The organism is Campylobacter concisus (assembly GCF_003048445.1).
In the GTDB taxonomy this organism is placed as follows: Bacteria; Campylobacterota; Campylobacteria; order Campylobacterales; family Campylobacteraceae; genus Campylobacter_A; species Campylobacter_A concisus_BF.
The window spans coordinates 16,559-36,026 of the sequence record NZ_PIQW01000008.1 but is presented as its reverse complement, the minus strand read 5'-3'; the positions used below and the strand labels follow the sequence as shown (position 1 = coordinate 36,026).

Below are 19,468 nucleotides of genomic sequence, written 5' to 3'. Positions count from 1 at the left end.
AAATGGGGCTTTATAAAAACGTTTCTTGCTAAATTTTTACTAACATTTTTTATCTTTGTTAGCAAAAATTTAAATGCTAAAATCGCTGTAATCACCAGTAAAATGAAGCAGTTTGCAGCTATTTTCTAACAAAGCTATATCTTTTGCAAGTAGCTGAGGACTCCTGCTATACGCGTAAACGCCGTATCCTTTGATCACGACGATATTAGTATTTTTCTCTATCATCGCCCTATAAATTTCTGTCTCAGCACGCTCATACCAGTCGTCAAACTGCTTTGGATCATAGACTAAAATTTCATTAAATCTCATGCACCCAAAATAGTCTTTTGGTGCGATCTTTTCATGTTTCATTGCATAAGCTGTCACGTATGGAGGCATGGCGTAGCAGACAAATTTTGCTTCATTTATGTTTTTGTAGATATTTAAGTGTATATCAGCATCTAAGCTTGCATCATTCCAGCGGTAGTCTTTTTTAGATGAAAGAAGCGTTAGATCACTATCTTGCAAGTCGTCAAAAATGGCACTTTGCTTGTTGATGATAAATTGATTTTTTTCTACCCTTGCCGAGATAGAACCATGAAAAACACCAAAAAAATTCTTTCTAAACATCGAAAGAGATATCTTTTTTATCTCATTTGTTGAGTGCAATAAGTCCATTTTTTCTCCTATGTTTGGGTGATTATATTTAAGCTATCTTAAAATTTGTGTAAAATTTTATGTAATGATAGCTTTTTAAGTAAAATTTCGATAAATTTTCACACTAATTTCATTAAAGAGGTAGTGTTGCAAAGTCCGCATATTAGCGTTTTACTTGACGAAGTTTTATCATTTTTTAAAGACCTGCGTGGAAATTTTATAGATTGCACGCTTGGATATGCTGGACATTCTAGTGCCATTTTGTCTCAAAATGAAAATCTAAATTTGATCGCTTGCGATAGAGACAGCGAGGCTATAAATTTCTCGCTCAAAAAACTTGAGCCATTTGGCAGCAGAGTGAAAATTTATAAGAGCAATTTTTCTGAGCTTATTAGCAAACTTAGCAGCGATGAAATTTCAAATGTTAGAGGGATTTTAGCTGACATTGGCGTTAGCTCTTTGCAGATAGATAAAGATGATAGAGGCTTTAGCCTTGGCTCAAGCGCGCTTGATATGCGCATGGATAAAGAGCGAGGATTTAGCGCCTATGACGTGGTAAATGGCTACTCGTTTGATGAGTTAGTTAGGATTTTTAGGGATTACGGCGAGCTAAAAAATGCCTCTGGGATCGCAAATAAGATAATAAATGCTAGAAATTTAAGCAAGGTAACAAGCGCAAAAGAGCTTGCAAACATAATAGGCACAGCTCAGATAAAAGGGCGCGGTGTTAGCCCTGCGATCCTTGCTTTTCAGGCGATTAGGATAGAGGTAAATGGCGAGCTAGATGAGCTAACAAATTTGCTTTATAGCATAGAAAAGGGCGGTTTTAAAGATTGTTTGGTGGCGATCATAACATTTCACTCGCTTGAAGATAGGATCGTAAAAGAGCACTTCAAAAAGTGGGCAAACAGCTGTATCTGCCCGCCTGGCATCTACCGATGTGAGTGTGGAAATAACCACGAACTGGGCGAAATTTTAACTAAAAAACCACTAACAGCAAGCCAAAGTGAGCTAGCGCAAAACTCACGAAGCAAGAGCGCAAAACTACGTGTTTTTAAGATAAAAGGATAAAGATGCAAGAAAAAGAAGAGCTGCTAACACTTCACGACGAGGAGCAAAAACGTGAGGTAAATTTAAGCTTTAAGACGCTAGTAATGGTCTATCTGGCGGTTTTTATAGCGCTGGCTCTATTTTTGCCAAAAATTTATATAGCAAATCAAATTTATTATATAAGTAGAGATATCGCTGACATCAGCGGCAAACGAGATATGCTCCTTGAAGAAAACAGAGCTCTTAGCATAAAGCTTGAAAATTTGCGTTATAAAAATCAAATTTTAAACAATATGCAAGAGCGTCAATGGAAATAATTAAGAAATTTAAAAGCTTTACCCGCTACTACGACCCTGCAAATTTTCAGCTCATCTACTCGCTAAAAGCTGCCACAACCATAGCTTTTAACTGCTTTTTGTGCTTTTACTTCTTTCATCTAAGTGGCGCTATCATGGCTGTAAATATCACGATGGGTATCTTCTTTCTTGGTGAGCTTGAGTGCAAAGATAGGAGCAAATTTGCATTTTTGCTACTTTACATCGCGCTTTCTTGCGCTTTTATGCCCTTTGTTGCACCCCTTATGAGCCTTGGCGTTTGGCTCTCGCTTATCGTATTTGTCTGGATATTTGTGGTAGGCATTAGCCAAATTTATAGCTCAAATTTAAATAAAATTTTACTCGCCGTAAATGCAACAGGGCTGGTTGCCTTTGTGACAAAGGCCGCAGTTGGGCTAAATGTGGTTGAAAGCATCGGCGGTCTAGTGCTTGCTGGCGTGCTAAGCATCATCATAAAATTTGAAAACTTTGGCAAATACGGCAAATTTACTAAAAAGAGCATCAGCTTTTTACTAGATAGCGCCATCTTATCGAGCAAGGCGTTTGGCACGAGCCATTTTTACGCAAGTATCGCAGATTTGATGAGCTCGATTGACAAATCAAAAGAAATTTTTGCAAACAAAAGCCTAAAGATAAAAGATGTTAAGCTAGTTAGAAATCAAGCCAAAGCACTATTTTATTTTTATAAAGTTGAAGAGATCGCCCTTTTGCTTCGAACATTGGGCGCTTCGTTTGAAAGGATCGAGGACAAAGCGCTTTTAAACGAGGTAAAAAATGAGATCGCTTACAACCTTTTTGAGCTTAAAAAAATTTTCAAAAATCAAACTCCAAAGCTGAAATTTGATGCGCTAAATTTAGCTAAAAACTCAAATTTTAAAATTTTTGCAAGCTCGCTTGGCGTGCTTTATGATAAATTTTTGCTTATAAAAGAGGGCGGAGAGGACAAACTCTCGTTTAACAACACAAAAAAGATCACGCTAAAAGAGGCGTTTAAAAAGTTAAATTTAAAAAATGAAGTATTAAAAGAGTCTTTAAGGCTTGCCATTTGTATGTCGCTAGCCATTTTTATAGCGCAGGCCACTCATATAAATCACGGAATTTGGATCGCCATAGCGGTGATGAGCCTAAACAAAAACGACGAAGATGCTTTGAAAAATGCTGGCAGAGATAGTCTTCTTGGCGGAGTTATCGGCTTTTTTATCGCGCTTGTTTTTGTGAAATTTATGGGTGAATCATACGCATTTTACGTGGTTGTCTTTATCGGTATGTTTTTGGTTTATTATCTAAAATCCTACAAACAAATCGTCTTTGCAACGGCTTTTATGTTTGAATTTACAGCTATTTTTTCGCTTATAAAAAGAGACTTTTTAGCCCTTATGGTAGATAGATTGCTTGATGTGGCGGCTGGCTTTTTGATAGTTTTTGCTACATATCTGCTAACTAGAAAAAATGACTATACAGCGATAAAAAATAGCTTAAGCAGTGCCTTGATAGGTTTTAGAAATTTAGTGCAAATTTCTCTAAATGAGTCAAACAAAGATGCTTTTAGCATGGATGAAAAAGCGATTTTAGGCTCGCTAAATGAGCTAAACTACGCTATAAAAGTTAGTAAAAATTTAGACGATGATAATATGAAAAATGCAAAATTTATAGCTAGTAAGCTTGATGATATAAATAGCGATCTGGTTAAGCTTAGAAATTATCTGAATTTAGATGAGTTAAAAGAGAAAAACGCCTTGCAAAATGATATAAAAATCATCTCAGATAGGTTTTTGATGCTTGAAAAGAAGCTGAAAAAGCTACCATACTACTTCATAGAAGAGGTTGGTGTTAAGCTGCTTTGCAAAGATGAAAACGTTAAAAAGCTAATTTTACGAGTTGCTTTAAAACAAAATGAAATTTACTCAGCGCTCTCTTTTTGAGAGATTAGCTTTTCATATATATATTGTTCTAAATCTTTTTTTGAAACGTCATTTTTAAGAGCGGTGTTGTAAATTTCTTCAACCTTGCTTGAATACTTTTCATATCCAAAATATGGAAAATGCACGCTCCAAGCCTTTTTTATAAGATCCAAGCTTATCTCTCTTCTTGCCCAAACCTTAAACATATCAAATCCGATAAAAACAGCTGAAGTGACGATGGTGGTTGCTATTATCGAGATGTGCGCGTCGGTCTTTGCTAAAAAGTGGTGCGTGATGATGAGAAGCGGAAATAAGACTACAAAGCAGATAAGTGCGTAAATTTGATAGAGCTTCACGTGGTTAAATCTAAAATTTAGCTTTGCGCCATCAACTAGCATACCTTCGTTAAAAAGGGCATTTGCTTCAAGTAGATCTCTAAATAAAACTGGCTGTTTTGAGACGAAAAAAATATTTTTAATGATAGTGTTTCTTAGATTTTCTTTCATTTTTTATAGACTTTTTACCTTAAAAATTTCAGCTCATTGTATCTAAAAATCTATAAATTCAAACAAAATTAGATACAATTTGCGCAAAATTTAAGGAGTAAAAATGGCAGATAAAGCTTTGGAAACGGTCTTTGTAAATGGCGAGTTTTTGCCAAAAGATGAGGCAAAAGTTAGCGCGTTTGATAGGGGATTTATATTTGGCGATGGAATTTATGAAGTCGTGCCTGTGATAAATTCAAAAATGGTTGATAAAGAGGGTTTTTGGGCGAGATTTGAGAGAAGCTTAAATGAGATAGATATAAGCCTGCCTTACGAAAAAGATAAATTTGAAGCGATCTTAAATGAGATGATCGCAAAAAACGCCTTAAAAGAGGGTGGAATTTACATGCAAGTAACAAGAGGTGTGGCGTTTAGAAATTTCTATTTTATGGAAAATTTAACCCCAAGCGTCTTTATCTTCTGCTACGAGAGTGAAATTTTAAACAACCCAGCTGCAAAAACTGGCATAAAAGTGGTAAGCGTCGAGGACATCAGGTGGAAGAGGCGCGACATCAAGTCGATCTCGCTTCTAGCTCAGTGCTACGCTAAAAACGAGGCTCACAAAAAGGGCGCGGATGAGGGCTTTATGGTAGAAAACGGCTTTGTCACAGAGGGCTGTAGCTCGAGCGCTTTTATCATCAAAGATAAAACCCTCATCACTAAGCCACTTTCAAATGAAATTTTGCCAGGGATCCGCCGTATGAGGCTTTTAATGATCGCTAAAGATATCGGCCTAAAGATAGAAGAGCGTAAATTTAGTATGGACGAGGTTTATAGTGCTGATGAAGTCTTTATCTCGGCTGCTACGCTCATCCTTTTGCCAGTCATCTATGCTGACGGCAAGGCGATAAATGGCGCAAAAGTGGGCGAAATCTCAAGCAAACTTCGTGAAATTTATGCTAGCGAGCTTTTAAAAGAAGCCGGACTTTGAGAGAAAAGGTCTTAATAAGCGCTTGTCTGGCTGGCATAAACTGCAAATTTAACGGCAAAAACAACCTTTTGGGTAGAGGCGTTTTAGATGAAATTTCAAAAAAATATCATCTGCTTTTTATCTGTCCAGAGGTTTTTGGCGGACTTAGCACGCCAAGAGAGCCAGCTGAGATGAAAGATGGCTTAATCGTCACAAAAACAGCTAAGGATGTGAGCGAAAATTTTAAATTTGGGGCTGAGATTTGCCTAAAGATAGCTAAGCTAAATGGCTGCAAAAAGGCTATTTTAAAAGCTAGAAGCCCAAGCTGCGGGAGCGGGCAAATTTATGATGGAAGCTTCACTAAAAAGCTAATCTTTGGCGACGGCATAGCGGCAAAAATGTTAAAAGAAAATGGTATTTTAGTCTTTAGCGAAGATGAGATAGGGCGGCTTGATGTTTGAGAGGCTAAAAGATAACGTCATGGTCGAGGTGATCTTTAAATACATCATCTTGCTGCTACTTTTTGCCTGCGTGGTGGGACTTTTTGCAAGCGGCGTGCTCTTTTTAAAGGGAGAGATGAGCGAGTTTTCGCTAAATTTGCACATTTTCTTTGGCTTTAGTTTGGTTGTTCTCACCATAATTCACAGCTACGTCAAGAAGAAAAAACTAAAAAAGCTAAGCCTTGAGTTTAAAAATATCTTAAAGCATAAGCCAGTTCAGATGGACTGCAACACGACAAGGTTTTTAAACGCGCTAAATGATGTTAAAGTTGGGGAAATTTCAAAGAAATTTGGCTCAGACATTGCAGAAATTTTAAGATCAAACGATATAAAGGTCAAGGATCAAAACGAGACGATGAAGCAAATTTGCAAAAACAACGATGAAAAGATGTTTTATATCTTTGTTTTGATCGTCGAAGCTATATTTAAGGATAAGGAAGAAATTTGAAAAAAGGTATATTTTTAGCACTTAGTGTTGCTTTGTTTTTGGGTTGTTCGCAGACAACAAAACCAGAGCCAAACAAGCAGCAAAATGCCCTGCCAGACGAAAATGTCTATAAGCCAAATGAGCGCATCAGCTTGCTTGAATTTGAAGTAAAACAAGACGCCTCGTCGCTACCTCAAAATATGCAAAGTGCGAGTTTTGCTCAAGATGAAATTTTAAAAAGAAGGTTTAAAGTTTTTACCCTAAGAGGCGTTAAATTTAACCAAAACGACGCTTTTTGGGCGTTTAATGTATATAAACCAAGCGAGAAAAGAAAGTATTTTGGCTCAAATTTTAGACAGATACCGCAAAGCTGGTTTGACGCACAAAAGGACAATGCAAATTTTGCTGGCTTTTTGCAAATTTCAGCTTACGCTCTAACTTCAGCAAACACAGCTGTAAGAAATTTCCCAACCGACGAGCCGATATTTTTAAACCCGCAAACTCCAGGTGAGGGCTATCCGTTTGACTATCTGCAAGAATCAACCCTAAGCATCGCTCATCCGCTCTTTGTATCACACCTCTCAAAAGATAGGGCATGGGCGTTTGTGAGTGATGATGCGGTTTGGGGCTGGGTGAAGGTTGAGGATATCAAATTTATAAGCGACGAAGAGGCGCTTGCCTATCAAAAATCAAGCTTTGTAACGATAAAAACCGACAAGATGCCAGTTTATGACAAGGGTGGAAACTTTTTATTTTACTCACGTGTTGGCGCGATACTGCCAGTTTTGGCACAAGATGACAAAAACTACTACGGCAAAATTTATGTAAGAAATATGCTTAGGGAGTTTGTCCTCCCAAAGTCTTTTAGCGCCCTTTTTCCACTTAAATTTAACGACTCAAATTTAAAGACAATTCTTAGCTCGCTTCTTACTCAGCCTTATGGCTGGGGCGGGGTGGATAAGCTAAGAGACTGCTCGCTTTTTACAAAAGACTTGCTAGCAAGCTTTGGCGTGTGGCTACCTAGGAACTCAAGGGCGCAGGCAAATATGGGAGAAAAGATCAATCTAAAAGGTCTTAGCAACGCCGCAAAGAGCAAAGAGATAAAAGAAAAAGGCGTGCCATATCTCACGCTCGTGCATCTGCCAGGCCATATCATGCTCTATGCTGGATACAAGGGCGATGATATCTACGTCGTGCATGATGCTTGGGGGCTAAAGACTGCAAATAATGGCCGCGCGCTAATCGGAGCGACCGCGATAACTACGCTAAATATCGGACAAAACAGAAGCGACATACAAAGTGCAAATTTGCTAATTTCTAAGGTTGATTCTATAAATGTGATGAGACCTGAGCAAGGGATGCTGGATAAGGCTAGAAAGATCTCAGCTTTGCAGCGAGCTTACGGCGTGAAGATAGAAGAAAATTTGGTTAAATTTAGTGATGGCACGAGTTTAGTCTATGATGATTTTAAACAAAAAGATGAAGAGTGCAGCACTGGGGCTGACATAGAGGATATGAACGCGCTTGATTACGCTGCGTTTTCGCCACTTAGCGCGGCTTTAAGTGATGCTGGTAGATGCAGAAACTACGAGCTTTTAGGCAAAATTTATGGCTCAAGTGAGAGCGCGGTAAAGGCAAATTTGGTTGATGTCATCTGGCTAAAGGATTTTTTAAATTTGCCTTTAAAATTTAACTCTAAAAATGGCGCCGCAGCTGCCTTGCAGGATGTGAGCAACGAGCTAAACGAGATGGTAAAGAGCGATCCAAATTTACTTGAATATCTAAAAGATCCAGGCGGGACATTTAAGTGGCGCATCATCGCTGGCACAAACCGCCTAAGCGCGCACAGCTACGGCATCGCGATCGATATAAATGTAAAAAAGAGCCACTACTGGCAGTGGAGCAAGGGCTATGAGAACTTGATCCCTGAAAAGATCGTGCGAGTATTTGAAAAGCATAAATTTATCTGGGGCGGACGCTGGAAGCACTTTGATACGATGCATTTTGAGTATCGCCCAGAGATGTTTGAGTAGATGAAAGATCAAATTTTAGAAATTTTATCTCGATCAAACGTCTTTTTAACAGGCGGCGGCGGTGTTGGCAAGAGCTATCTAACCGCCTCCATCATCAGACACTACAAAGAAAATTTCAAAAATGTCGTCATCCTTGGCTCAACTGGCATAAGTGCTGTTAGCCTTGGGGGAGTGAGCTTGCATAGCTTTTTTAAATTTGGCTACTGCAAGGACTACGAGGAGCTAAGACGGCTTGACTACCGCCAAAAAGATAAGCTAAGCAAACTACGAAATATGCTAGATGCTTGCGATCTACTTGTAATAGACGAAATTTCGATGGTTAGCTCAAATGTTATGGAGATGATAAGATACCGCTTGCTCACCTCTAAATTTAAGGGTAGGGTGCTTATAGTGGGCGACTTTTATCAGCTGCCACCCGTGCAAAAAGAGCAAAATGAGAGCAAACTTTTTAACTTTTTATACGCTTTTAACTCCAGTGCGTGGGAGGATATGAAATTTACAAATGTTGAGCTTTTGCTCTCAAAACGCACTAATGATCTTAAATTTTATGAAATTCTCTCTCGTCTTAGAGTTGGCGAGCTAGATGATGAGATGATGGCTTATATCGAGAGCTTGCGAGTGGATGCTATCGAGCCAGATAGTGAGACTAGCGTGCTTTTTGGCAGAAACGCAGAGGCTGAGATGCTAAATCAAAAGAGGCTTCTCGCGCTTAATGCACCGCTTGAAATTTCAAACTCGGACGTGCTTGTTATGGATGAAAATTTAGACAAAAAAGAGTTTGAAAAGTGGGCAAACACGCTAAATATCTCAAGAAATTTAGAGATGAAGATAGGGGCAAAAATCATCTTTACTTCAAATAAATGGGGCGAATACTACAACGGCGAGCAGGGCAAGATCATGCAAATTTTAAAAGAAAATGGCGCCATATCAAGTGTGATCGTGCAAAAAGATAGCGGCGAGATCTGCGAGATAGAAAAGTGCGCTTATAACTTTTGCGCGCTAAATTTAAACGAAGACGAGATTGAGGAGAATGTGCAGGCCTCGCTTTATCAGTTTCCATTTAAACTTGCCTATGCGCTAACTATCCACAAGTCTCAAGGCATGAGTATAAACTCACTCATTTGCAACATCAACCACATCTTTGCCAAAGGACAGCTCTATGTCGCACTTTCTCGCGCGGTAAATCCTAAAAATTTAAAACTTTTTTATGATAAGAAAAGTGATTTTAGGCAGCATTTAAGAAAAGTGGTTAAAATTGACGACGAAGTTAAGAAATTTTACCAAGAAAACGTATTTTTGCATATTAAGGAGAGTTTATGAAAAAGCTACTTTTAAGCCTTGTTTTTGGCGTTTTTGCATTTGCAGATGTGCTAAAAGTGAGTGACTTTCAAACAGATATCTACTCAAAAGCTGGACAAAATTTAACGAAAAAGATAAGCATGAACCTTGAAGTTGTCGGACGTGACGTGGAGGAGAACGAAGCATATGTGCTTGACGCGCTAAACGTCGTTGTTGGCAGCTTTTACGTGGAGGATATCCTAACCTCAATGGGAAAAGAGAAATTTAAAGAGCTCTTTATGAAATATGCAGCCAAAAAACACTCGCTTGACATCGACGACGTGCTTATTTTAAATATCAAAGTGATAAATAATTTAGAGCTAAGCGAGATCATAAAAGCGATAAAAAGCCAAAATTTATGCTCTGATCCAAGCGTAAATGAAGATGTGATGACAAAGCCAGAAAAGAAGAAAAAAGGCAATGAGATCATCGTCGCACCTGATCCAAATGATGTGGTGCAAAAGCCGATCGATCTAAATAATGTGCAAGAATTTGGAAAAGACTTCGGAGAGAAGTGAGTAAATTTGGCTAAAAGCTAGCCAAATTTATTGATTTACGATGTCGTAACCTTGTGGGATGACTGGTGTTAGCGTCTCTTTTGGGATGAGTGCGTCTTTTACAGGGTTGCTTAGAGTTATTTTTATCTTATTTGAGAGTTTGTCTTTATAGTCAATCGTCGTTGGAAGCGTGTTTTTGATCGTTATAAAGTACTCAACCCCGTCATATATCGCCTTATAAAGTGTCGGCTGAATTTGCTCTGCGTGAGCCAAAACCTGCGTCAAATTTGGCGTATCATCTAGCCTTGAGATGATGGCTTGCTCAAGCTCATCCTCGATAACAACCACTTTGTCTTTGTCAAAGTAAATTCTCTTTGGTGTTGGACTTTCATATATCCAAAGCGCGGTGTTATCGCTTTTAGCGTAAAATCTACCTTTGTAATTTACACTTTTGCCTTCGCTAAAGACAGTTTGAGTAAAGTCACTTTGCAGGCTTTTAAAATTTAAACCAGCGCCAAATGAGCAAACTGCAACGAGAGAAGCTATCAAAAATTTTCTCATTTTTTATCCTTTTTTGGCGTATTCTAGCCCAGTTTAATTAAATAAATAGTTAAACTATGCTAAGATCCAAAGTTTAAAAATTTAGGAAGGTAAAGTAATGATTTCATCGGTATTTAGAAAGATTTTTGGCACGAAAAACGATAGAGAAGTCAAAAAATATATAAAACGTGTGGCGCAGATAAACGCGCTAGAGCCTACTTATGAGAAGATGAGCGACGATGAGCTTAAGATCAAATTTAATGAGCTTAAAGCCCAAGTCGTCGAAGAGAAAGTCACTTTAGATCAAATTTTAAATGATGTCTTTGCGATCGTTAGAGAGGCTAGCAAAAGGGTGCTTAAGATGCGCCATTTTGACGTGCAGCTAATAGGCGGCATGGTGCTAAACGAGGGCAGGATCGCTGAGATGAAGACAGGCGAGGGTAAGACCTTGGTTGCGACTTTACCAGTTATATTAAATGCGATGAGTGGCAAGGGTGTGCATGTAGTAACAGTAAATGACTACCTTGCAAAGCGTGATGCGACGCAAATGGGCGAGCTTTATAACTTTTTAGGCTTAAGTGTCGATGTGATACTAAGTGGCGGATACGACGACGAGGTAAGACAAGCTGCCTATAACGCCGACATAACATACGGCACAAACTCAGAATTTGGCTTTGACTACCTTCGTGACAATATGAAATTTGAAGCTGGTCAAAAGGTGCAAAGAGGCCACAACTTCGTTATCGTGGATGAGGTCGATAGTATATTGATAGATGAGGCTAGAACGCCACTTATAATCTCTGGTCCAACAAACCGCACGCTTGATGGCTACATAAGAGCTGATCAAGTCGCAAAACAGCTTACCAGAGGCACTCCAGCCGATCCAAACGTGCCAGGTTCAAAGCCAACGGGGGATTTCATAGTAGATGAAAAAAATAGAACGATAATGATCACAGAGGCTGGCATAAGCAAGGCTGAAAAGCTCTTTGGAGTTGAAAATTTATACAACCTTGAAAACGCCGTGCTAAGCCACCACTTAGATCAAGCTCTAAAAGCTCACAATCTCTTTGAAAAAGACGTTCATTACGTCGTAAAAGATGGCGAGGTTGTCATCGTTGATGAATTTACAGGACGTCTAAGCGAGGGCAGACGCTTTAGCGAGGGGCTTCACCAAGCGCTTGAGGCAAAAGAGGGCGTGAAAATTCAAGAAGAGAGCCAAACGCTTGCCGATACAACATACCAAAACTATTTTAGAATGTATAAAAAGCTTGCAGGTATGACTGGTACGGCTCAGACTGAGGCTACTGAGTTTTCTCAAATTTATAACCTTGAAGTTATCTCGATACCTACAAACGTGCCAGTTAAGAGGATCGATCAAAACGATCTTATCTATAAAACCCAAAATGAGAAATTTAAAGCTGTCATCGACGAGATCAAAAAAGCTCACGAAAAGGGTCAGCCAGTACTTGTGGGAACTGCAAGTATCGAGCGCAGTGAGGTGCTTCATGAGATGCTTAAAAAAGCTGGCATCCCACACTCTGTGCTAAATGCTAAAAACCACGAAAAAGAGGCTGAGATCATCGCACAAGCTGGCGTAAAAGGTGCTGTGACTATCGCTACAAACATGGCTGGACGTGGTGTTGATATCAGGATAAATGACGAGGTGAGAGACCTTGGCGGCTTATATATCATCGGCACCGAAAGGCACGAAAGTAGAAGGATAGATAATCAGCTCCGTGGCCGTGCTGGACGTCAGGGCGACCCTGGTATGAGTAGATTTTATCTAAGCTTAGAGGACAATCTTTTAAGGATTTTTGGTAGCGACCGCATAAAAGCGATCATGGATAGGCTTGGTATCGACGAGGGCGAAAGCATCGAGAGCCGCATGGTGACAAGAGCTGTTGAAAATGCTCAAAAAAAGGTCGAGAGCTTGCACTTTGAGGCTAGAAAGCACTTGCTTGAGTATGACGACGTGGCAAATGAGCAAAGAAAAACCATCTATAAATACCGTGACGAACTACTTGATAAAAACTACGATATGAGCGAGAAGATAGCTCAAAATAGAGTTGAATATGCTACAAATTTACTTGATACGGCTGAAATTTTCCATGGCGGCTTGAAAGATGACTATGACATTAAAAATTTATGCTCTATCATCCTTGCGGACTGCGGCGAAGAGATCGACGAGAGCGAGCTAAAAGGGCTAGAGTATAATGAACTGGTAGAGAAAATAGCGCAAATTTTAGAGGTTAGATATAATGAAAAGATGAGCGTGCTAAATGAAGAGCAAAGAAAAGATATAGAGAAAATTTTATACCTTCAAGTGCTTGATAATGCGTGGAGAGAGCACCTCTATCAGATGGATATCCTAAAAACTGGCATCGGTCTAAGAGGGTATAATCAAAAAGATCCGCTAGTTGAATATAAAAAAGAGAGCTACAACCTCTTTATGGAGCTAGTTGGCAGACTAAAAACTGAGAGCGTTAAAACGCTTCAAATCGTTAGATTTAAGAGCCGTGAGGAGCAAGAAGAGCAAGCTAGGATGATGCTTGAAGCTAGTCAAAATGCTGAAAATGAGCCTCTAAACTATAGCAACCAAGGCGAAGATGAAAATTTCACGCCAGAAAAAAAGATACCAAGAAACGCTCCATGCCCTTGCGGAAGCGGTAAAAAATATAAAGATTGCCACGGCAAAAGTGGCCCTAAAAAAGGCATATTTGCTTAAAATTTCTACTTTTAAGGCGCCAAAGCGCCTTAATCTTTTAAAGGCTATTTGATGACAAGCTTACCAAAGTATCTACTTTTTAAATATTTAAGATTTGATAAAACTCAGCCATTTATCGTTCTAAGCGCCTTGCTCGCCTTTCTTGGTGTTAGCATCGGCCTTATGGTTTTAATAGTTGCTATGGCTATTATGAACGGATTTGATAAAGAATTTGAGCGCAAACTTTTTACGATGAACTATCCAATAACCGTTCAAAGTGCCTTTAAAGGATCGATCGATGATGGCTTTGTAGATGAGCTAAAGGCTAAATTTAGCGACCTTAAATTTAGTCCATATATCAGCACGCAGGTCATTTACCGCTCGGCAAATGCGCTTGAAGGCGGGCTAATTTATGGCGTAAATTTTAAAGACGAAAAGCAGATAAACTCAGTCGTAAATGAAGCTTTAAAAGATAAAGAGCTAGAGGGCTTTGAGATACTTGTGGGAAGTGGCATAACGAGTGAGTTTAGGCTAAGAGATGATGAAAAACTAACGCTTATCTTTACAAAGGCCGATCCAGCTGGCTTTTCACTAACTCCAAAGATGAAGCGCTTTGACATCGGCGGCTCATTTACATCTGGACTAATTGCCTACGATAAGGCGTTTTCATATACTTCAGTTGATGCCTTAAGGAAAATTCTGGACTATCCAAAGGGTGTTTATGATGGAATTCACATCTTTTCAAGTAAGCCATTTGATGATATAAAAAGGGTGCGCGATGGGCTTCCAGCAGGCACGGTTGCCATTGGCTGGTGGGAGCAAAATGGCAACTTTTTCTCAGCGCTCGCACTTGAAAAAAGAGCACTTTTTATAGTTTTGATGCTTATTATCCTTGTGGCGTCGCTAAATATCATAAGCTCACTGCTAATGACTGTGATGAATCGCAGGCAAGAGATCGCCTTGCTTCTAGCACTTGGAGCTAGCAAAGGCGAGATAAAAAGAAGCTTTTTTTATCAAGGGCTAGTTATCGGTGGAGGTGGCATTATATTTGGCTTAGTGCTTGGCTTTTTGGGGCTATTTTTACTTGGAAATTTCAACATCATAGACCTGCCAGCTGACGTTTATGGCTCAAGCAAACTACCACTTGAACTCTCAACTATTGATCTTGTGCTTATCGTAGTTGGGGCTGTGTTTATCGTGGCTATCTCGTCTTACTATCCAGCCAAAAAAGCCACAGAGGTAAATGTCCTTCAAACTTTAAGAAATGAGTAAAAGCCTGGCAAAACTAGGATTTAAATTTAGTTTTCAAAAGCATATTATTTTCTAATATGCTTTTATTTTAATTTGCAATAAATTCTTTTTAAGACTAGCATTGATGTTGTGACTAGACAAATTTTTAGCTTTAAAATGATTTGTCTTATTGTCTCTCTATTGTTTCTTATACAATAAAAAAGTTGCTAATAGTTTTATTAATTTATTTAAACGAACTTAAAAAAATCGTGTTTTAAGAAGCTAAATTTACTACGCTCTTACGTCGTGGTCGATCTTGCATTGAAGGGCTTCATGAACAAGGGTTTTTGCCATGACGCGCTCCTCGCTTATAAGGTGGAAATTCTCGCCTAGCTCGCCAAAGATATCTTTGTTGCCCTCGCCATTTGCTTTGATGATCGTTTGGATATTTGCTCCGTAGTCTTTGATCTTTTGCGCGATCAGCTCAACTCTTTGCTCATTATTTACAGTTATGATGACAGCGGCTGCATCGTCTAGGCAGGCATTTTCAAGGGTGTTGCTTTGAAGCACGTTTCCTAAAAATACATTTTCCCCGCGGCTCCTACCAAGCTCAACTAGGCTGATGTCGTTATCAAGCACGATGTATAAAAGCTTTGTCTCTTTTAGCCTTAAAACCACCTCTTGGCCAAGCCTATCGTAGCCAAAGACCACGATGTGATTTTTTAGTTTTTGTGGCTTTAAGGTCTCGTTTGACTCAACTACCACCTCACGCTCTACAAGATCAGCTAAAACGTCAAGCTTTTTAAGTATAAAAGGTGTTGCAAACATCGATATAACAGAGGCTGCGATGAAAATTTGAGCTGTTTGGACATCAAGTAAATTTCTTGTAGTCATCAGCCCAAAGACAGCCAGTGCAAATTCACCGATCTGACAGACGCTAAGCGCGGTCTTAGCAGCGACCCTGCGTTTTAAGTAGATATTTAAAACGGCAAAAACGACGATGGCTTTTACGACCATTATGCTAAAGACTAGACCTAGAACTAGCCAGATATTTGAAAGCACGACTACAAAATTTATCTGCATGCCAACGGTTATAAAAAATAGTCCAAGAAGCAGATCTCTAAAAGGTATGAGATCGACCTCGATCTGGTGCTTATACTGCGTCTCTGCCATCATCATACCAGCCAAGAATGCACCAAGAGAGTATGAAAAGCCAAAGAAGTGAGCTAGCGTGCTGGCGCCAACGACTAAAAATAGGATCGTTGCGATAAAGACCTCTTGAGAGTTTGTCTGAACGACTTTGTAAAATATCCAGTTGATGACGTATTTGCCGAGCAAAAATAGCACAACAATAAGGATAACCGCGCTTGTAAATGTCTTTAACAAAAGCTCATTTATCGAGGCATCTTGCGAGCTAAACATATCTATCATAAGCAAGATCGGGATGACGGCGATATCTTGAAATAGTAAAATTCCAAGTGCCTTTCTACCATAAATTTTACTCACATCACCGTTGTCATTTAGCGTTTTTAGCACGATCGCAGTTGATGATAGAGCAAAGGCAAGACCAGCGATAAGCGCTGTCTCGTCCTTTAGATGAAGCGCGTAGTAGAGCATCACGCCCATCACAAAGCCACTTAAACAAACTTGCAGACCGCCATTTAGAAAGACCTCTTTTTTCATGCTCATCAGGTGCTTAAAGCTAAACTCAAGTCCGATCGTAAACATCAAAAATGCGATACCAAATTCCGCGATATGAGAAATTTCATCGTTGCTTTTTAGGTTGAAAAATTCTGATATAAGCGTGCCGGTTACGATGTAGCCGATGATGGTTGGTATCTGAAATTTCTTAAAAATGACATTTAACGCGACTGAGATCGCAGCGACAAGCAAGAAGCCTTCTAAAATTTGTTCCATATATTATTTTTTGCCTTCGTAAAATACAAGATCAAAGCTACTTTTTCTCTTTACTAGCGATCTTTTGGTGCTAGTTTGACTGGTAGCTTCGTGTAATTTTTTATTTAACTCATCAATAGTTGCTTCTAAATCGTCAATTTTCTCTTTTAACTGAAGTATCACATCAACACCTGCTAAATTTACGCCAAGTTCGCGGGTTAAATTTAGTATCGTTTTGACGCGATCAACGTCTTTTTGTGAGTAGAGCCTCATCTTGCCGTCTGTTCTTGAGGGTTCAACTAGTCCCTCTCTTTCGTATTGTCTTAAAGTTTGTGGATGTATGCTTAAAACCTTTGCTACAACGCTTATTAAAAAAAGTGGTTCTTCGTAATTTTGCATTTTTTACTCCGGTAATTTTTCTTTTAACTCTTTTACTAAGCCCTCGTCAAGCTCACTGATATTTGGAAGTTTTACCCTGGCTTTTAAGTAAAGATCGCCATAAATTCCACTTTTTCTGTTTTGCACGCCGTATCCTTTCAAGCGGATCTTCGTACCTGTTTTTGAGTTCTCAGCGATCTTGATGGTTACATCTTTTTTATATGTATGCACATTTATCTTACCGCCAAAAAGCATAGTTTTTAGTGGAATTTCTACATCTTTATAAAGATCATCTCCGACTCTTTCGTACTCGTCGCTTGGCTCAACGCTAATGGCAAGTATAAGATCGCCAGTTTGACCGCCAGCACTCTTGCCTTTGCCTTTTATGCGAAGTTTTTCGCCGCCTTCTATGCCGCTTGGGATCTTTATCTTGATGCTTTCGCCATTAAAATTTATCTTGTGTTCGCCGCCAGTTACAGCCACGTCAAATGGTATAGAAATTTTGGCATTTACATCTAGATCAGCTCCTCCAAAGCCAAATCCGCCTCCGCCAAATCCTTCAAATCCTTCAAAACCTCCACCAAATCCACCGCTAAATTTAGCGCCGCCTCCGCCAAATCCACCTGAGAAGATATTTTTCAAGATATCGTTTAGATCGCCCATATCGGCTGAGCCTCTGGCAAAGTCGTGGAAATTTTGACCGCCAAACATATTATCGCCGTATTGATCATACTGGGCACGTTTTTTCTCATCACTTAAAATTTCATAAGCAGCGTTTATCTCTTTAAATTTATCCTCTGCTCCAGGGTCTTTGTTGATGTCTGGGTGGTACTTTCTAGCAAGTTTTCTATAAGCTTTTTTTATCTCGTCGCTTGATGCGCCTTTTGAAACTCCTAAAGTTTCATATAAGCTTTCGCTCATATATTCTCCTTATGTTTTTTGACACGGATTATATCACAAAACTTTAGTCTATGCAAGTCAAGTTTATTTTTATTTACAAAGGAGAAAAAAGCGTTAAGATTTTATTTTTAAGCTCTATTTATAATTTCAAGACATTTTCAATTTAAAGGAAAAAAATGAAAAAATTTATGCTAATTTCATTAGCAGCGGCTTCTTTGCTAATGGGAGCTGATATTAAATTTAACGAAGCAAACCAAGATGTAACTAGAGTTTCGCCGTTAAGCGATAAAAATAGCGTGCTCTCATACTACGACTCTATCGCTCAGGCAAAACTTTCAGTCGTAAATATCTCGACTACAAAAACAGTAAGCAACGCGGGTATCGAGCAGATGTTTAATGATCCGTTTTTTAATGAATTTTTTGGATTTAACTTTGCAAAACCAAAAGAGAAAGAAAAGACAACCTCTCTTGGCTCTGGCGTCATCATCTCAAATGACGGCTACATCGTTACAAATAACCACGTCATCGAAGATAGCGACCAGATCGTTGTGACCTTGGCGAAGGGCGGCAAGGAGTATAAAGCAAAGCTAATAGGCAGCGATCCAAAGACCGATCTAGCCGTCATAAAGATAGAGGCAAATGGGCTAAATGCGATAACATTTGCTGATTCATCAAAGCTACTTGACGCGGATGTTGTCTTTGCCATAGGCAATCCATTTGGTGTGGGCGAAAGTATCACTCAAGGCATCGTATCAGGGCTAAATAAAGATGATATCGGGCTTAATCAATATGAAAATTTCATCCAAACAGACGCCTCTATAAACCCTGGTAACTCAGGTGGCGCTTTGGTTGATAGCAGTGGCTATTTAGTTGGTATAAACTCAGCCATACTTTCAAAAAGTGGTGGCAATAACGGCATAGGCTTTGCCATACCATCAAATATGGTAAAAGATATCGCTAAAAAGCTGATAACTGACGGTAAGATCGAGCGCGGATTTATTGGCGTAACTATCGCAAATTTAACTGATGAGCAAAAAGAGCTTTACACAAATAAAGAAGGCGCTTTAATAAGCGGCGTAGAGCAGGGCATGCCAGCAGATGAAGCAGGGCTAAAAAGAGGTGACTTGGTCATATCTGCAAACGGCAAAGCTATCAAAAACGCAAATGATCTTAAAAATTTCATCGGCTCACTAACTCCAAATAGCAGCGTTGATATAACTTACGAGCGATCAAATAAAGTTATGAATACAAAAATCAAGCTTGTAAATATGGATCACAACGCAAAAGATGCTACAAAAAGCGTCATCATTGATGGTCTTAGCGTTAGTAATCTAAGCGATGAGATAAGATTTAAATATAAGATCAGCCCAGATACTCAAGGCGTGCTTGTAACTGACGTAAAATCTGGCTCAAAAGCTGAAGACTTTGGCTTTGAAAGAGGCGATGTGATCGTTCAAGTTGGCGAAGAGAGCATAAAAGATATTCAAACATTTGCAAGCACTGTTAAAAATGCAAAAGGCAAAAAGACGCTAGTATGGATAAACCGCGGTGGCATCATGCAAGGCCTTGTTATAAAATAACCACTTAAGAGCTGAAATTTCAGCTCTTAACTCTTTTAAATTTTTAAAACCTTTATCTGCTATAATCC

17 protein-coding genes and 2 pseudogenes are annotated in these 19,468 nt (G+C 39.2%); 13 read left to right on the top strand and 6 right to left on the bottom strand.

The features are described 5' to 3' along the window. Nucleotides 1-69: 69 nt before the first annotated feature. Nucleotides 70-657 carry a class II aldolase and adducin N-terminal domain-containing protein gene (locus CVT14_RS05965; RefSeq protein WP_021089792.1) on the bottom strand — a complete coding sequence of 196 codons (588 nt, stop codon included), beginning with the start codon at nt 655-657 and terminating at the stop codon, nt 70-72. 126 nt (nt 658-783) lie between these two features. Here CVT14_RS05965 and rsmH point away from each other — a divergent pair, with 126 nt between their 5' ends. From rsmH to CVT14_RS05950, 3 genes are read left to right on the top strand one after another with little or no spacing between them, the layout of a single operon-like run. Further along, entirely contained in the window at nt 784-1,707 is a 924-nt protein-coding gene (rsmH, locus tag CVT14_RS05960; RefSeq protein WP_107849927.1) for a 16S rRNA (cytosine(1402)-N(4))-methyltransferase RsmH, read from the top strand. Nucleotides 1,708-1,709: 2 nt separating this feature from the next. Continuing rightward, entirely contained in the window at nt 1,710-2,003 is a 294-nt protein-coding gene (locus CVT14_RS05955) for a hypothetical protein (RefSeq protein ID WP_002940285.1), read from the top strand. Further along, nucleotides 1,994-3,943, top strand: coding sequence for an FUSC family protein (locus tag CVT14_RS05950; protein WP_103574352.1), 1,950 nt, complete (start codon nt 1,994-1,996; stop codon nt 3,941-3,943). Before CVT14_RS05955 ends, CVT14_RS05950 begins: the two co-directional genes overlap by 10 nt. Here the strand turns inward: CVT14_RS05950 and CVT14_RS05945 are convergent. Further along, nucleotides 3,922-4,428 carry a hypothetical protein gene (locus CVT14_RS05945; RefSeq protein ID WP_103572221.1) on the bottom strand — a complete coding sequence of 169 codons (507 nt, stop codon included), beginning with the start codon at nt 4,426-4,428 and terminating at the stop codon, nt 3,922-3,924. The two genes, CVT14_RS05950 and CVT14_RS05945, sit on opposite strands and share 22 nt — an antisense overlap. A 103-nt stretch (nt 4,429-4,531) precedes the next feature. Between CVT14_RS05945 and CVT14_RS05940 the strand changes: the two genes are divergently transcribed. From CVT14_RS05940 to CVT14_RS05915, 6 genes are read left to right on the top strand one after another with little or no spacing between them, the layout of a single operon-like run. Then, a complete protein-coding gene (locus tag CVT14_RS05940; RefSeq protein WP_107849926.1) occupies nt 4,532-5,398 on the top strand; it encodes a D-amino acid aminotransferase in 867 nt (288 codons plus the stop codon). Next, nucleotides 5,395-5,838 (top strand): DUF523 domain-containing protein, encoded by a 444-nt coding sequence (locus tag CVT14_RS05935; RefSeq protein ID WP_021089846.1) that lies wholly within the window; start codon nt 5,395-5,397, stop codon nt 5,836-5,838. Before CVT14_RS05940 ends, CVT14_RS05935 begins: the two co-directional genes overlap by 4 nt. After that, nucleotides 5,831-6,325 carry a hypothetical protein gene (locus tag CVT14_RS05930; protein ID WP_021089837.1) on the top strand — a complete coding sequence of 165 codons (495 nt, stop codon included), beginning with the start codon at nt 5,831-5,833 and terminating at the stop codon, nt 6,323-6,325. Before CVT14_RS05935 ends, CVT14_RS05930 begins: the two co-directional genes overlap by 8 nt. Continuing rightward, the gene (locus CVT14_RS05925) at nt 6,322-8,337 is read left to right on the top strand and encodes an SH3 domain-containing protein (protein WP_021089853.1); all 2,016 of its coding nucleotides are present in this window, start codon (nt 6,322-6,324) and stop codon (nt 8,335-8,337) included. The genes CVT14_RS05930 and CVT14_RS05925 overlap by 4 nt, the downstream gene beginning before the upstream one ends. Further along, entirely contained in the window at nt 8,338-9,657 is a 1,320-nt protein-coding gene (locus tag CVT14_RS05920) for an ATP-dependent DNA helicase (protein WP_021089842.1), read from the top strand. It abuts the gene before it with no gap. Next, nucleotides 9,654-10,193: a hypothetical protein gene (locus CVT14_RS05915; protein WP_021089839.1), complete on the top strand. Its 540-nt coding sequence runs from the start codon at nt 9,654-9,656 to the stop codon at nt 10,191-10,193. Before CVT14_RS05920 ends, CVT14_RS05915 begins: the two co-directional genes overlap by 4 nt. 27 nt (nt 10,194-10,220) lie before the next feature. On the opposite strand, the gene lolA is transcribed toward CVT14_RS05915, so the two are convergent. Beyond that, nucleotides 10,221-10,733 carry a LolA-like outer membrane lipoprotein chaperone gene (gene lolA, locus CVT14_RS05910; protein WP_002940204.1) on the bottom strand — a complete coding sequence of 171 codons (513 nt, stop codon included), beginning with the start codon at nt 10,731-10,733 and terminating at the stop codon, nt 10,221-10,223. 97 nt (nt 10,734-10,830) lie between these two features. On the opposite strand from lolA, the pseudogene secA reads away from it, so the two are divergent. The 3 genes and pseudogenes from secA to CVT14_RS05900 form a co-directional block, all read left to right on the top strand. After that, nucleotides 10,831-13,227, top strand: a pseudogene (gene secA, locus CVT14_RS05905) (preprotein translocase subunit SecA); the annotation flags it as partial. Nucleotides 13,228-13,335: 108 nt separating this feature from the next. Next, nucleotides 13,336-13,437, top strand: a pseudogene (locus CVT14_RS11050) (SEC-C metal-binding domain-containing protein); the annotation flags it as partial. 51 nt (nt 13,438-13,488) lie between these two features. After that, on the top strand, nt 13,489-14,688 hold the full coding sequence (locus CVT14_RS05900; RefSeq protein ID WP_107849924.1) for an ABC transporter permease: 1,200 nt from the start codon (nt 13,489-13,491) through the stop codon (nt 14,686-14,688). A 249-nt stretch (nt 14,689-14,937) separates the two neighbouring features. Here the strand turns inward: CVT14_RS05900 and CVT14_RS05895 are convergent, their stop codons facing one another. Genes CVT14_RS05895 through CVT14_RS05885 form a run of 3 tightly spaced genes read right to left on the bottom strand, consistent with a single transcriptional unit; the run spans nt 14,938 to nt 17,841 of the window. Then, nucleotides 14,938-16,563 carry a cation:proton antiporter gene (locus tag CVT14_RS05895; protein WP_002940401.1) on the bottom strand — a complete coding sequence of 542 codons (1,626 nt, stop codon included), beginning with the start codon at nt 16,561-16,563 and terminating at the stop codon, nt 14,938-14,940. Between the two features lie 3 nt (nt 16,564-16,566). Then, a complete protein-coding gene (locus CVT14_RS05890; RefSeq protein WP_009293705.1) occupies nt 16,567-16,941 on the bottom strand; it encodes a heat shock protein transcriptional repressor HspR in 375 nt (124 codons plus the stop codon). Nucleotides 16,942-16,944: 3 nt separating this feature from the next. After that, nucleotides 16,945-17,841 carry a DnaJ family protein gene (locus tag CVT14_RS05885; RefSeq protein WP_009293707.1) on the bottom strand — a complete coding sequence of 299 codons (897 nt, stop codon included), beginning with the start codon at nt 17,839-17,841 and terminating at the stop codon, nt 16,945-16,947. Between the two features lie 155 nt (nt 17,842-17,996). Here CVT14_RS05885 and CVT14_RS05880 point away from each other — a divergent pair, with 155 nt between their 5' ends. Next, entirely contained in the window at nt 17,997-19,400 is a 1,404-nt protein-coding gene (locus CVT14_RS05880; protein WP_107849923.1) for a Do family serine endopeptidase, read from the top strand. Nucleotides 19,401-19,468: the final 68 nt, after the last annotated feature.

What these genes read in the sequence shown, in the direction of transcription:
- CVT14_RS05965 (WP_021089792.1), bottom strand. Translation starts at nt 657, where the DNA reads ATGGACTTATTGCACTCAACAAATGAGATAAAAAAGATATCTCTTTCG.
- CVT14_RS05955 (WP_002940285.1), top strand. Translation starts at nt 1,710, where the DNA reads ATGCAAGAAAAAGAAGAGCTGCTAACACTTCACGACGAGGAGCAAAAA.
- CVT14_RS05950 (WP_103574352.1), top strand. Translation starts at nt 1,994, where the DNA reads ATGGAAATAATTAAGAAATTTAAAAGCTTTACCCGCTACTACGACCCT.
- CVT14_RS05945 (WP_103572221.1), bottom strand. Translation starts at nt 4,428, where the DNA reads ATGAAAGAAAATCTAAGAAACACTATCATTAAAAATATTTTTTTCGTC.
- CVT14_RS05940 (WP_107849926.1), top strand. Translation starts at nt 4,532, where the DNA reads ATGGCAGATAAAGCTTTGGAAACGGTCTTTGTAAATGGCGAGTTTTTG.
- CVT14_RS05930 (WP_021089837.1), top strand. Translation starts at nt 5,831, where the DNA reads ATGTTTGAGAGGCTAAAAGATAACGTCATGGTCGAGGTGATCTTTAAA.
- CVT14_RS05920 (WP_021089842.1), top strand. Translation starts at nt 8,338, where the DNA reads ATGAAAGATCAAATTTTAGAAATTTTATCTCGATCAAACGTCTTTTTA.
- CVT14_RS05915 (WP_021089839.1), top strand. Translation starts at nt 9,654, where the DNA reads ATGAAAAAGCTACTTTTAAGCCTTGTTTTTGGCGTTTTTGCATTTGCA.
- lolA (WP_002940204.1), bottom strand. Translation starts at nt 10,733, where the DNA reads ATGAGAAAATTTTTGATAGCTTCTCTCGTTGCAGTTTGCTCATTTGGC.
- CVT14_RS05900 (WP_107849924.1), top strand. Translation starts at nt 13,489, where the DNA reads ATGACAAGCTTACCAAAGTATCTACTTTTTAAATATTTAAGATTTGAT.
- CVT14_RS05895 (WP_002940401.1), bottom strand. Translation starts at nt 16,563, where the DNA reads ATGGAACAAATTTTAGAAGGCTTCTTGCTTGTCGCTGCGATCTCAGTC.
- CVT14_RS05890 (WP_009293705.1), bottom strand. Translation starts at nt 16,941, where the DNA reads ATGCAAAATTACGAAGAACCACTTTTTTTAATAAGCGTTGTAGCAAAG.
- CVT14_RS05885 (WP_009293707.1), bottom strand. Translation starts at nt 17,841, where the DNA reads ATGAGCGAAAGCTTATATGAAACTTTAGGAGTTTCAAAAGGCGCATCA.
- CVT14_RS05880 (WP_107849923.1), top strand. Translation starts at nt 17,997, where the DNA reads ATGAAAAAATTTATGCTAATTTCATTAGCAGCGGCTTCTTTGCTAATG.